The sequence below is a fragment of the Undibacterium sp. YM2 genome, from assembly GCF_009937975.1.
Classification (GTDB): Bacteria; Pseudomonadota; Gammaproteobacteria; order Burkholderiales; family Burkholderiaceae_D; genus Undibacterium.
The window spans coordinates 4,117,389-4,131,204 of the sequence record NZ_AP018441.1 but is presented as its reverse complement, the minus strand read 5'-3'; the positions used below and the strand labels follow the sequence as shown (position 1 = coordinate 4,131,204).

The window sequence follows — 13,816 nt, the reverse complement described above, 5'->3', positions numbered from 1 at the left end:
CTGCATTGATGAAGAAGGTCAAGCCTGGTGTTATTTATGTGCTTATTGACATCAACTTGGGATTGCGGTGAATGCGAATCTGGATTTATCCTCGGGTCAAGAAATATTGCCGCATGGACTTATCTTGTAAGCCTAACATGTCTGAATGCCACTTACTAACAAGATGTGCCATGTGTATTTTTTTGTCAATGTACAAAATGGAAAAATTTGTAAAATTGACATAAAAACTTGCGTAAAACCCCAAAATTGATTGAGCGGGATTTACCAATCTGGACTGATGTCAAGTGATGCCGCTGCTTAGTGGCGCAAGCAGGGCCTGCAAGTCTTCAGCGCTGAATTTGCTGGCAAAGGCAGTGTCACTCCCCAGTACTCCTTCGGCCAGCGCCGCCTTGCGTGCCTGCAGGCCCAATATGCGCTCCTCTATGCTGCCTTCGATCAGCAATTTATAGATGAACACGGCTTGTTCCTGCCCTATGCGGTGGGCACGGGCATTGGCTTGTTCTTCCACCGCCGGGTTCCACCACGGGTCCATATGGATGATTGTGTCTGCCGCCGTCAGGTTCAGGCCGACACCGCCTGCCTTCAGGCTGATCAGCATGATGGGTACTTGCCTGTCCTGGAAGCTGGCGACTACCGCACCACGGTCTGCTGTGGCCGTTTTGCCGGTCAACATCAGATAATTCAGATTCATATCCATCAGAGCTGCGGCAATTAGTTCCAGCATTTCAGTAAATTGCGAAAACACCAGTATGCTGCGGCCTTCCTCTACCAGCGCAGGCAGCATATCGCTGAGCATTTCCAGCTTGGCTCTTTCCATTTCTGGAGGCAGGTTCTGGCCTTTCAGCAAAGCCGGGTCGCAGCAGACCTGGCGCAGCTTTAACAGCGCATCAAGTATCGTTATCTGCGCCCCATCAAAGCCCTTGCGCTGCAAAATGCGGCGCACCTGCTCATCAGCCGCGACACGCACGCTTTCATATAATTCGCGCTGTTTGCCCTGCAGACGCAGACGTTTGATGACTTCGGTACGGGGTGGCAATTCTGTTGCCACTTCATCCTTGCGTCGTCTCAAAATAAAGGGCCGCACTCTTTGCGCCAGCAATTGTGCGCGCAGTGTCTCGCCGTTGACCTCTATGGGTTTGCGCCACAACCTTGAGAAACTGCGCATGTCACCTAAAAAACCTGGCATCAAAAAATCAAACTGCGCCCACAGCTCGCCCAGATTATTTTCCAGTGGCGTGCCTGTCATGCACAGCCTGTGGCGCGCATTGATCTGGCGTACCGCATCGGCACTACGACTGGCCGCATTCTTGACTGTTTGCGCTTCATCAAGGATCAATAAATGAAATTCCTGCGCCTTCAACACTTCCAAATCGCGCCATAGCAAGGGGTAAGTCGTCAGTACCACATCTGCCTGTTTGATATCGGCAAACAAGTCAGCGCGTTCTGGCCCTTGCAGCGTTAATACGCGCAGGGCAGGGGCCATGCGTCTGGCCTCTGCCTGCCAGTTGAAAATCAATGAAGTTGGCAAGACAATGAGGGCAGGGATATTCATGCGGCCCTGCTGCTTCTCTATCAGCAAATGGGCTAGTACCTGCGCGGTTTTCCCAAGGCCCATATCATCTGCCAGTATGCCAGCCAGATGCTGCTCGCGCAGGTATTGCAACCAGGCCACGCCATGCAATTGATACGGACGCAGCGTCACGCCCAGGCCATCGGGCGCAGCGACCGCACGTGGGCTGCCAACTTTCTTCAGGCGTTGTGCCAGGCTGCGCAAGCCCATATCGCCCTGCAATTGCCAGCCACCGTATTCTCCCGCACGCGCAGGCTGGCTATCGAGCAGGCTGACACGCAAGGCTTCCAGCCGGTAGCTATCCCAGGCTGACAATGGCACTGGCCCTTCCATCTGTGGCCTGTCAGTCAGCAAGTCCAGCATATGGATGACAATGGCTTTCAGCGGTGCCGCCATGGCGTCAATGCGCTTGCCGCCGGGTGCGCGCAATTGTATGACGGCCATGTCATCGATCAGGCGTATCTGCCTCGCATTCAGCCAGCGTGCGTCGCGCTGTAGCAGGTGTGCCAGCATGGGCACCAGGTCCAGCACCTCACCTTCGATTTCTATCCCCAGGCTCAGCATCCATGAGCCTTCACGCGCAGGCAGGCCTAGCGGGGTGATGATCTCCTTACGGCCACGCATGCGAGATGCCACCTGCTTGCCAGTGATGGCTCCGGTGCTTTCATCGATAATGAGATGCCAGGCATCGACTGGCACGCTTTCATGCGCAAAGCCGGGGCGCACCACGACTTGCCAGCCCAGCGCCTGCATCTCTGGCAGTTTTTCTGCCCAGAAGTCAGCAAAGAAAGCTTCCTGCACCAGGCTCCACAGCGGGCCAAAATTCTCTGCAATGCTGTCGTTGCGCCATTGCAGGCTGGCTGCGGGCAGGGGTTGCAGGCCTATATCCCAGACCTTGTCCAGTGCATCAGCTTCTGCACCCAGATCACGTAGCAGGCTAAGGGGTTTGCCATCTTCATCATGCAACAATTGGGTGGAATGCGGCCTGCGGTTCAGCAGGGCAGTGGGTGCCGGAGTTTGCCAGCGCAGGCCGCTATCTGTGTGATACAGCCAGTCGATCTCTACCACCGTGACACTGCCACCACGCGGCCCAAAGTCACCGCTGGGTTTCATGCCCAGCAAGCCATCACCACGGTGCAGGGTTTGCAAAGTGATGCGAGGGCGGAAATGGCCTGTCACTTCAGGCAAGCCACGTGGTGCAGGTTTATTTTCTTTCAAACCGCACCTTTATGCTGCCCAGGCTGGCAAACTGCACTTCCACGTCCGTATCGACGGGCACTTGCGGGCTGCCTGTATATGATCCTGTAATGATTGCCTGACCAGCATGCAAACCCAGCCCCTGGCTGCGCAAGAATTCTGCCAGCCAGTACAGTGGCAGGCGAGCGTGGCCAGCCGGGTGTTGTCCATCCAGGCTGAGCTCCGGCTGGCCAGCAACGCGCAATGTTATGTCCAGTTGCCTGCTCTGTTTTGCCGCTTCATCATCAACGATAGGGCCGAGTAACAGACCCTGGTTAAACAGCCCATCAGCAAAGTGATCATGAAAATTCAATTGCTCAGGATGCGTGTAGCGGCTATCTATCAATTCCAGCGCCAGCCTGGTTTCTGCTATTGCCGCATCAACATCTACTGGCGAATAACTTGCTGCTCTTGCAGGCAGATCATGGGCGAGTATAAAAGCCAGTTCCGGCTCGATTTTGATTTGCCCTCGCCTGACACGGACCGGGCAGGTTTGCGTGTTCGCATCATGCACATCAATCGCATAGATAGGGGCCAGCACCCATTTGTCAGTAGCTGGCGTACCGCATTTCCAGCCAGCGATGGGTTGATCAATGATGTGACTGAGCTCGCACTGTATCGCAAATGCTGTGGTCAGATTATCAGGCCGGAGCAGGGCGGGCAGGGCATCACCCTGTTCACCGCTGTGCCGCCTGTCCAGCAAAATTCGGGCTGCCTGATGGATACTGGCTGGTTTCATGAATATGTGTCTGATCAAAATAATATGCGTGCATTTTATAGTGCTACTGTTTTCAATGCTGACTGCAGGTAGTCAAACAGGCGATTATCTATGCCCATGCGCAAGACTGGGTGTTCTGCAAAAGCTTGCTGGATTTTCTTTTGCAAACCGGGACTGTTACCAGCTTTCCTCGAGGACAATGCCAGCCATTTTTTTACCAGTTCCTGCACTTTGGGATGGCTGACGCGAGTACCCGCTTCGCATTCCAGGTGCAGGGCGGCGATCAGTGCAGGCCAGTGAGCGGCATCTGTCAGACTATGCTGGCGCAAGACTTCCATTTCATCTGGCAGGCAATATGCTTCATACAAGGGCAGTGTGGTGCAGGCGAGGGCACGTACCATGTAATCAAGCGTGGCTTGATCCAGTCCTGAGAATAATTGCAACGCTTTTTCTTCACTCTGCATCTGGTAAAACTTGATCAGGATCGCGGCATCACCCCCACTTTCTTCCTGCATGCGTTGCAGCCAGCGCTGGCTCAGGGATTGAGCCAGTTCATCCTGTGGCGATACTTGTTTTTCCATCAATTTATGCAAGGCCTTGATGAGTGCCGATTTGTCAGCCGTATCCACTGCGCTGCGTCTTTTCCGTAATGCCCTGAGTTCTGCAGGAGTAAAATATTTTTCGCTGTGGACTGTCATTTCCAGCGCAGTCAGCCAGTCATCGACAGCTGGTAATTGTTGACCGGCAAGATGTTCCGAGAGTGTGAGCAAGTGGTCGCGCAAGGCCAGGGCTTCACGCGCCTGTTTTTCCATCAGACTGATTTGCTGACTGACAATATTGGCCATGCTGATATTGTTATCATCGAGTATCACCCCGATTTCATCCAGCGATAACTGCAGGCGGCGCAGTGCCTGTATGCGATATAGCCGCAAGACGTCGTCATCATCATACAGACGGTAAGTATTGTCAGCCCTTACCGAGGGGCGTAACAGGCCTATCTTGTCATAGTGATGCAAGGCGCGGACGGTCAACCCCGTGCGTTTTGCTAGCTCACCTATTTTTAATTTCATTTTTCGCCTGCTTATTTGCTTACTTGTGTGCTTACTTATGTGCTTACTTATTTGCTTACTTGATCGTGGTCAGGATGATAAACCCTGACCCTGAGTCAGGTGCAAGAGGCGAAAAATAGATATGGAAGTTGTCAAATAACTACAAATGGCATTGGTTTGTTCTGGAACAATGTAAAGAAAAATTTAAAAATTGTTATATTTATGTTGTCCAAGCTGGAATGAAAATTTTTCTTTTCCAGCAATGTTACCATTGGTAACATTGGTGTTTATTCTAATTGTAACGTTTCACGCGTGAATTTTTTCTGGGGTTATTAATGGCTAATACGTCTGCAGACATCCAAAAGCTTTACATCGCCTATTTCAACCGCCCAGCAGACCCAAATGGTCTGGCGTACTGGATGGCCCAAAGTTTCACGCTGAACCAAATCGCCGACAGCTTCTCCAAACAAGCAGAATACGCCACCGTATTTGCTGGTAAAACAACAGAAGACACCGTCAACACCATATACAACAACCTGTTCGGCCACAAAGCTGACGTAGCCGGTCTCAACTACTGGACAGGCCAACTGCTGAACGGCAAAGTTACCCTGGGTCAAGCCGCTCTGGCCATCCTCGGTGGTGCTACCGGTGCAGACAAAGTTGCTGTTGACTCCAAAGTTGCTGCAGCGACATCCTTCACAACAGCCATCGACACCAACGAAGAAATCGTTGCCTACTCCCTGCCAGCCAACACAGCCCTGGCCAAGGACTGGTTGAGCAAAGTGTTGGATTCCGCCACACAAGCATCCCAAATCGCAGTTCAAGATGCAGTGTTGACATCCATCGTCAATGGCGGCGGCGTCAAAGACTTCACACTGACAAGCAACACAGACATCGCCACAGCTGAAAACTTCACAGCTGGCCTCGTCTACACACCAAACGGTGGTTCCCGTGTGAATGCCCTGCAAGACGAAGACGTCCTGACAGGCTCCAACACATCCGCTACAGCCAACAACAAACTGACCGCCACACTGGGTAACTCCAATGACAACGGCGCAGCGATCGTCACACCAACGCTCAAAAACATCCAGACAGCCACATTCACCTTCACAGGTTCCGCTGATGGCAACAACGTCAACAACAACGCTGTTGTTGCAGTTGACCTGCAAGACGGCACTGGCTTGAAAACAGTTGGCATCAACCGTATCGCCTCCACAGCAGGTACCAACACAGCCCGTATTGAAAACATCAAGCAAGCTGTAGAAACAATGAATTTGACCAGCACCAACGCCAACAACACAGGCGTGGTTGAATTCTCCTTCGGCAATGGCACACTGCTCGGCGCTAACACAGGTACATTGAACCTGTCCGACGTTCAAGTTGGTACAGTCAACATTGGTCAAAACGTTTCCGGCACATCCGCCGCAGGCGTTGCCAACCAAGGTTACGAAACACTGACCATCAACAGCACAGGCAACACCAACAACATCGGCACACTGAATCTGCCAATGGACACAGGTACAGCAGGCAAAGTCATCATCACTGGCGACAAAGACCTCACACTGGCCCAGACATCCAATGTTGTCAATGGTGTAACAACCATTGAATCCACCAACTTCTCCGGTGGTATCCTGCAAGCAGCAGGCCGTCTGTCCGCCATTGATGCATCCGCATTCAAAGGCAACCTGACACTCAACCTCGGCAATGGCATCTTCACCACAGGTAAAGCTGACACCTCCGGTTCCGTTCAAAACGTCACCATCACTGGTGGTTCTGGTAACGACACATTCTACCTGGCAGACACAGTAGAAACAGGCGACAGCATCACAGGCGGCGACGGTACAGATACCCTGGTTATCGTCAACGGCGGCAACGTCACAGCCGGTGCAGCTGGTTCCTCCATCATCACCAAAGTAGAAGCAGTTCAAGTTCTGTTGAACAACGCCGCTTCCACAGTTGACTTCGCCAAACTGCCAGATGTGACAGGCGTATTGGTCCGCAACGTCTCCAACACCAACGTAGCAGCTCCTGCGAACTCCGCACCAGTCGCTGGTACAGACGTGTTCACACTCAACAACCTGAGTGTTGGTCAAGCTGCAGCCATCACCATCCGTCATAGCGACACAGGCTCCAACGCCATCGGCCAATCCACCATCAACGCCAATCTGGCGACTGCTACTGGTGCATCCGATACAGTTGCTGTCACTATCGCTGAAGGTTTGAACGTTGACCCACGTTTCAACTTCGTATTGAACACCAACGCTGTAGAAAACATCACTCTGGTCGATGCTGATACAGAATCCAACACAGTTGCCCTGGCCAACGTTGCTGCCCACACAGGCACCATCACGATTGGTACAACAGCAGGTGCTGGTTCCACAACAACCTTCCTGAACCTCGACACCACAGTTGCTGGTAACGGCGGTTTGTACCGTATCGACACAACAGGCGGCGCCGCAGCCAACATCGCTGGCGTACAAGAGTTGTCCAAAACAGCAGGTCAGATCAAACTGATCGCCGCTAACATCGATGCATCCGCAGAAACCGCCAGCGTTATCGTTCGCGTTTCCACCAGCGGTGCAGCCAACGGCGCGCAAAACATCAAGATGGGTGCTGGTAACGACACAGTCACTTTCGATAACATCCAGGACACACGTGCTGGCCTGACGATCTCCGACACAGTCGTAGGTGGCGCTGGTACAGATACACTGGTCATCGACGGCGACCTGACAGGTGCAGCACTGGGCGACACCATCGCTCTGGGCGCGTCTGAATGGACTAACGTTTCCGGTTTCGAAACTATCCGTCTGGTTGGTACTTCCAACAACGCCGGTGTTGACGGTGCAGGTAACTACCGTCTGACATTGACAGATGCCCTGATCGCTGCCAACAACAACGCAGGTGTTCTGGCTATCGTCAACGACAACGACACAGCCAATGATGCAGCGAACGCCGCAGACACAGCTGGTACAGCCGTTGAAAGCGCAGTTGTGATCGACGCACGTACACTGAGCGCCACAAGCCGCTTCAGCTACAACGGCGAAGAAGGTGCTTCCCGCACAGCCGACCGTATCATCTTCACAGATGCCAACTTCAATGGCTCCCACGCCATCAACGGCGGTGCAGTTGACAACAACAGCACCAACAACAGCCAGAAGAACGACGACGTTATCGAACTGCGCAATGCAACAAACGCAGCGATCGGTGACTTCAACGGCATCTCCAACGTTGGTAACATCGAACTGACAAACGACACAGCAGTCACCCAAGTGTCCCAAATCCAGTTGAACGATACTATCGTTGATGCACTGGTTGACAGCTACCAAGCTGCTAACACCACAACCCACGTAGAACGTCTGACTATCCGTGCAATCGACAACGTCAACGTTGCTAACGCCACTGTTGGTGTTTCCATCGATGCAGGCGCATTGACAGCACAATCTGCACTGGACGTGACACTGGCCCGCGGCGCCAACTTCCTGCAACTCGGCGCTGGTGCAGACCGCGTTGTCTTGTTGGGTAACTATGTTGCTGGTACTTACCTGGGTACAGAAAACGGTGTTTCCCTGAACGCACAATCCACAGCAAATGCAGTGGCACGTGTTGTGACAGACACCATCAACCTGGGTGCAGGTAACGATACACTGGTGACTTACGGTGCGATCAACCTGGCTGGTGCACAATTGTCTGGTATTGAAAACATCACAGCGAACTCTGCTGTTGTGATCACTGCTTCTCAATATGCTGCATTAATCGCTGCGCGTGCAGCGCTGAACCTGTCTGGTCCTGTACTGACCTTCTCTGGCGTTGGTCCGCATCAACTGACGATCGTGGATGATGTGGCGGGTGCCAATAACATCGACTTGTCGTATATCTCCATCACTGGTGGTACGCTGGTGTATGACGTGACGTCGTCTTCGAATGCGACCGGTGGTAATGTCAATAACACGACTACTTCCAATGCGATTATTGTTTCTGGCACGGGCGTTGCAATTGCAGGCACCATAGGCACGAGTCCATCGAATGGCAATGGCCAGGCCGCCAATGGTACTGCGCTGACTGCAGGCGGTGTATTCAATGGCACAGCCGGCCTCAATGAAAATTTCACCGGCAATGTCGCTGCCCTGGTCGGTACTACCGTCAATGGTAACAATGCTGACTCTGACACTATCACCATCTCTGGTGGTGGTACGGTGAATATTGGTAGTGGTAATACCATTACCAATATCAAGACACTGACGATGGACGGTGGCGCTGGCAGTGTTGTTTTCTTCTCAGTAGCGAATTCTGGTATTACCACCGTCAATGGCGGTTCAGGCAATGATTATGTTGATCTGGCGAACAGTGGTAACTCCATGCTGGCTGGCAATGTCAATCTGGGTGCTGGCAGCAATAGCCTGGTCATGGAAGGCAAAGCCTATACAGGTACCTTTGTGGCTGGTTCGGGGACGTCGGATACCTTGTACCTGTTCAATGGCAGCAATATCAGCGCGGCCAATGTCAGTGGTTTTGAAACCGTGAATATCAGCAATAACGCGTCTGTCACCATGACAGCAGCACAGTTTGCTGGCTTTACCACCTTCACTGCCGGTGGAACAGAAACAGTCAACCTCACGACGGCGGGTACGCTCACAGCTAATGCCAATGTGGAAAACTATGTACTGGCAAATGGCAGCAATACCTTTACCGCGGCAACTGGCCTGGTATCGGTGACAGGTGGCACGGGCAATGACACCATCAATGCCAGTTCAGCCGTTATCACTGCTTCGACTGCCATCAATGGCGGTGCGGGTACAGATACCCTTAATGTCGGCGCAGTCACTGCTGCCATGGACATGTCTGCCAAGATCAGCAATGTCGAAACCGTCAATGTTACAGGCGGTACCGATGCGACCTGGACGGTCACGAACGAAAACGGCGCTGGCGTCACCCTGAACTTCACCAAGTCTGCTGCCACCGACATCAACAACATTACCCTTGGCTCAGGCGGTCAGACTCTCAATATCCTGGGTACGGGCACAGGGCGTTCGACCATCACTGGCGGTTCTGGTGCGGATATCATCAATTTGTCTACGACGGCAACCGGTGCAGATACCATCGCAATTGGCTCGAACATCAATGCCATGGATACCGTCAATAACTTCAAGGCGGCAGGGGCAGACATTTTTGCTACCGGTGTTTTGCCAACTTCCCTGTTTAACCTGACTATTGCCAATGCCGACAGCAGCAATCTGGCGGCAGCCATCGCTACCGCAGCAACGGCAGCGGGTGCCAGCCTCGCAAGTGCAGGCCAGGCTTATACCATCGTCGTCAATAGTGGTACAGCAGCAGGCACGTATGCGTTCCAGAATTCGGGCAGTAATGCAACGGCGGTGGATGGCAGCGATTTCATCGTCAAACTTGGTGGCACTACCGGCAGTATCGTGGCCAGTGACTTTGGTATTGCCAATGCTGTCAGTGTCACCGCAGGCGGCACGTTCAATGGTACCGCTGGTGCCAACGACATCTTCATGTCCACCATCCCTGGCCTCAATGGTACGACCATCGCTGGTAATGCTGCAGACACCGATGTGCTTACTCTGACTACGGCTGGCACAGTCACCATCAACAATGGCAGCACTGGTGGCACGCTCAGTAACCTCAAGGTTCTTAACCTGGCCAATGGTACCAATACCATCACCTACAACACGTCTGCGGGCTTCACCACCATCAATGGCGGCTCTGGCGATGATACCTTCATCCCCAACACAGCCTTGCTGCCTATTGTTGTGAATGGCGGCCTGGGCACCGACACCATCGTGCTGTCAGCAGCGTACGCTGCCACGGCTTCCGGCTCAGGTACTTTTGCGGCCAATGTCACCGGCTTTGAGAAATTGCGCCTCACCGGTGTAACCAACCAGACCATAGACTTGCAGACTCTGGGTAACTATAGCGACGTTACTTTCTCTGGCGCAAACGGGCTGACATTGAGCAACTTGCCGAGCAATGGCAACATCACGTTGAATGGCGCAGGCACGGCCTTTACCATTTCCAATGCCGCCTTTGCCGGTGGTGTCAATGATATCCTCAACCTGACGCTGACAGACGGCAGTACTTCTGCTGTCGGCTTTGCCAACACAGGCGTTACTGCATCCGGTGTTGAGACTGTCAATATTAGTGTCAACGACACACAGGCCACTCCCACAGGTCTGTTCAATGACAATATCACCTGGCTGGGTAACTCGGTCAAAACTTTCAATGTCAGTGGCAATGCAGGCCTGACGCTGTCATCATCAAGCACCGCACTGACAACTGTTGACGCCAGCGGCATTACCCTCGGCGGCTTTACCTGGACAGCCAATGCCCTGACAGGTACGGCGACTGTCAAAGGCAGTGCCAGTGGTACCAACACCGTCAACATGAACTCTGCGACAGCTGGTGTTAATTACACTGGTGGTACAGGTAACGACAACGTCACGATCAATGCCACTGTTTCCAGCACGGCTTCATTAGGCAACGGCAATAATAGCCTGGCCCTGAATGGGGTTACCATCCTTGGCACTTATACCGCTGGTAATACTGGTACAGACAGCCTGGCGTTCTTCTCGTCGACACCGGATATCAGCAATGCCACGATCACCGGTTTTGAAAACCTGACGGTGGTTAATAATGCCAATATCACGGCAACCGTAGCCCAGATGTCGCAATTTACCGGCACTGTCAATGCATCAGGAACCGAGACGCTCAATCTGACAACAGCGGGCACTTTCAATGCTTTCAGCGCGATAGAAAAGTACAACCTGGCCAATGGCACCAATAACTTCACCTCAGCCAACGTGGCTGTCAGTGTTATTGGCGGTACTGGCTCGGATACTTTCAACTTTACCGCCAACCAGATCGTCAACTTCCTGACCACGGTGGACGGTGGTAATGGTACGGATACCCTCAATGTCGGCGCCACCACTACCCAGAACCTGGACTTCAGCACCAAGATCGCCAGCATTGAAATCATCAACGTGGCAGGCAGTACAGGTACGGCCAGCGTCATCAATCAGGATGGCGCGGGCGTGACCCTGAACTACACGAAGAGCACTGGCGACAACACCATTACCCTCGGTACTGGCGGCCAGACCCTGAATTTGCTCGGCTCCAGTGCCTCATCCACCACCGTCACAGGTGGTGCGGCAGTCGACACCATCAACCTGCAGTTTTCAGGTTCCGGTTCTGAAACACTGATAGAAACCGGTGCCAATATGTCCAACAAGACGCAGGTCGACATCGTCGGCAACTTCAACTCCACAGGCACTGACTACTTCAAGACGGGTGTCAATGCGGTGAGTGTGGGTTCCTACATCATCGGCAATGCCACCACGGCCAATTATCTGACCACCATCGCCTCTGGTTTGTCTATCGTACTCAACAACACTGGACAGTCTTACCTGATCACAATACAAACGGGTACCGCAGCAGGTACTTACTTGTTCCAGAACACTGGTTCAGATACTAGCCAGTTTGATAATACCGACTTCTTCGTACAGTTGACGGGTACTATCGGTGGTATTGGCGCTGGTAATCTGATTGCATAAAGAAGTGTTTCGCGAGGACGGGTATCAGTTCTGATTCCTGTCCGTAGTATCGCAATGTCGCAGTATCGCACTACTCAAGACGCCAGCTTAGCTGGCGTTTTTTTTACCTCCCGTCTACCATAATTTCTGCGCCAGCTTGCCGCATCCAGAAAATCTGCCAGCATTTTTCTGAAAATTGCTTGAATTTGCAAAATCAGTGTATTACTATATTAATACACGTTGTTTTGATGTATTAGTCATTAATCCCATGTGGAGTTACCGCAACGTACTCGTCCTTACGATGGGCGTGTCCAGGTATTCGCTTAAACACGATGAAAGGCCGGAACATGGAGCATGAAACATGACGCCAGGCATGACAAACATTAAACCGCGCCAGTTGGGTGCAGAGATATTCCAGGTGGTGACAGGGAGTAGCGAGCCTATCTATCGCCAGTTGATAGAGCAATTGCGACGCCTGCAGGCGGGCGGGCAAATTGCAGCGGGTGATGCCATGCCCTCGGTGCGTGATGTCGCCACCGGGCTTGGTGTCAATCCCATGACGGTATCCAAGGCTTACAGCATGCTCGAAGCAGAAGGTTTGCTGGTACGCCGCCGTGGCCTGGGCATGGAAGTCGCGGCACAAGCCAGCGGCCATTCTGATCTTGCAGCGAGGCTGGAATTATTGCGCCCCAGCCTTGAACGTATCGCACTTGAAGCCAGCCAGCTCGAACTTGACGCCAGCGCAGTTATCACACTGTTGACCAGTATTCTTAAAGGAAAATAAGCATGCAAGCTCAGTTAAATGCACCCGTGCATATCCAGGGTCTGAATAAATCCTTCAGCGGGCAAGCTGTGTTGAAAAATCTCGACTGGCAGATTGCACCCGGCAGTATCGTCGGCCTGCTGGGCCGCAATGGTGCAGGCAAATCGACATTGATAGAATGCCTGCTGGGTTTGCGTGATGTCGATGGCGGCACATCCAGCCTGTATGGCGAAGTAGCAGGGCAACTCAGTGCCGAGACCAGAGCCAGGATAGCCTATGTACCACAGCGCAGTGACCTGTTTGAATGGCTGACGGCAAGACAGATGCTGACCTACTTCCAGCTACTGTACCCGCGCTGGAACGACAGCAAGGTACAGTCGCTGATGCAAGCCTGGGAGCTGCCTTATGACAAGGCCATCAACAAACTCTCGGTAGGACAAAAGCAGCGCCTGTCCATCATCCGCGCACTTGCACATGATCCTGAGCTGCTTATCCTTGATGAGCCAGTATCCAGCCTTGACCCCGCAGGCCGCCGTGAATTTTTGCGCGAACTCATAGACCGCGTCATCGAAAAGCAGACCACCATCGTGTTCTCTACCCATATCTTGTCTGACCTTGAAAGGGTAGCGATGGATGTCGCCTTCCTTAATGGTGGGCAGATCGTACACCAGCAAGCACTGGACGACATGATGGACAACACCGTGCGCGTCATCGCGGCACCAGCGGTATTGCAGGAGTTACAGCCGGCAAAAATATTGCGCCAGTCAACCACTGCCAAAGACGGTGATGCTGCAGAAGGCAAGATGCTGGCGCAATTCAGCCATGAACAACTGCAGGCATTGCAGGTACGACGCGATGTGCGCTTTGACAAACTGAGCCTGGAAGACTTGTTCATAGAAATGACACAGTGAACACGGCGGACTGAACACATCATTT

The 13,816-nt window shown here is 52.8% G+C and carries 6 protein-coding genes; 3 read left to right on the top strand and 3 right to left on the bottom strand.

Annotated elements, in window-relative coordinates; genetic code table 11:
* Window positions 1-280: 280 nt before the first annotated feature.
* From UNDYM_RS18525 to UNDYM_RS18515, 3 genes are read right to left on the bottom strand one after another with little or no spacing between them, the layout of a single operon-like run.
* Window positions 281-2,788 (bottom strand): DEAD/DEAH box helicase, encoded by a 2,508-nt coding sequence (locus UNDYM_RS18525; RefSeq protein ID WP_232063543.1) that lies wholly within the window; start codon window positions 2,786-2,788, stop codon window positions 281-283.
* On the bottom strand, window positions 2,775-3,545 hold the full coding sequence (locus UNDYM_RS18520) for a fumarylacetoacetate hydrolase family protein (RefSeq protein ID WP_162042352.1): 771 nt from the start codon (window positions 3,543-3,545) through the stop codon (window positions 2,775-2,777). Before UNDYM_RS18520 ends, UNDYM_RS18525 begins: the two co-directional genes overlap by 14 nt.
* A gap of 35 nt (window positions 3,546-3,580) precedes the next feature.
* The gene (locus tag UNDYM_RS18515) at window positions 3,581-4,594 is read right to left on the bottom strand and encodes a MerR family transcriptional regulator (protein ID WP_162042351.1); all 1,014 of its coding nucleotides are present in this window, start codon (window positions 4,592-4,594) and stop codon (window positions 3,581-3,583) included.
* Between the two features lie 314 nt (window positions 4,595-4,908).
* Between UNDYM_RS18515 and UNDYM_RS18510 the strand changes: the two genes are divergently transcribed.
* The 3 genes from UNDYM_RS18510 to UNDYM_RS18500 all read left to right on the top strand — a co-directional run bounded on the left by UNDYM_RS18510 (window position 4,909) and on the right by UNDYM_RS18500 (window position 13,791).
* Window positions 4,909-12,138, top strand: a complete 7,230-nt coding sequence (locus UNDYM_RS18510) for a DUF4214 domain-containing protein (protein ID WP_162042350.1) — start codon at window positions 4,909-4,911, stop codon at window positions 12,136-12,138.
* 352 nt (window positions 12,139-12,490) lie between these two features.
* The gene (locus tag UNDYM_RS18505; RefSeq protein ID WP_162042349.1) at window positions 12,491-12,901 is read left to right on the top strand and encodes a GntR family transcriptional regulator; all 411 of its coding nucleotides are present in this window, start codon (window positions 12,491-12,493) and stop codon (window positions 12,899-12,901) included.
* Between the two features lie 2 nt (window positions 12,902-12,903).
* On the top strand, window positions 12,904-13,791 hold the full coding sequence (locus tag UNDYM_RS18500; RefSeq protein ID WP_162042348.1) for an ABC transporter ATP-binding protein: 888 nt from the start codon (window positions 12,904-12,906) through the stop codon (window positions 13,789-13,791).
* Window positions 13,792-13,816: the final 25 nt, after the last annotated feature.

Bases quoted from the DNA above. Each gene is read 5' to 3' on its own strand.
- UNDYM_RS18520 (WP_162042352.1), bottom strand. From the start codon at position 3,545: ATGAAACCAGCCAGTATCCATCAGGCAGCCCGAATTTTGCTGGACAGG.
- UNDYM_RS18515 (WP_162042351.1), bottom strand. From the start codon at position 4,594: ATGAAATTAAAAATAGGTGAGCTAGCAAAACGCACGGGGTTGACCGTC.
- UNDYM_RS18510 (WP_162042350.1), top strand. From the start codon at position 4,909: ATGGCTAATACGTCTGCAGACATCCAAAAGCTTTACATCGCCTATTTC.
- UNDYM_RS18505 (WP_162042349.1), top strand. From the start codon at position 12,491: ATGACAAACATTAAACCGCGCCAGTTGGGTGCAGAGATATTCCAGGTG.
- UNDYM_RS18500 (WP_162042348.1), top strand. From the start codon at position 12,904: ATGCAAGCTCAGTTAAATGCACCCGTGCATATCCAGGGTCTGAATAAA.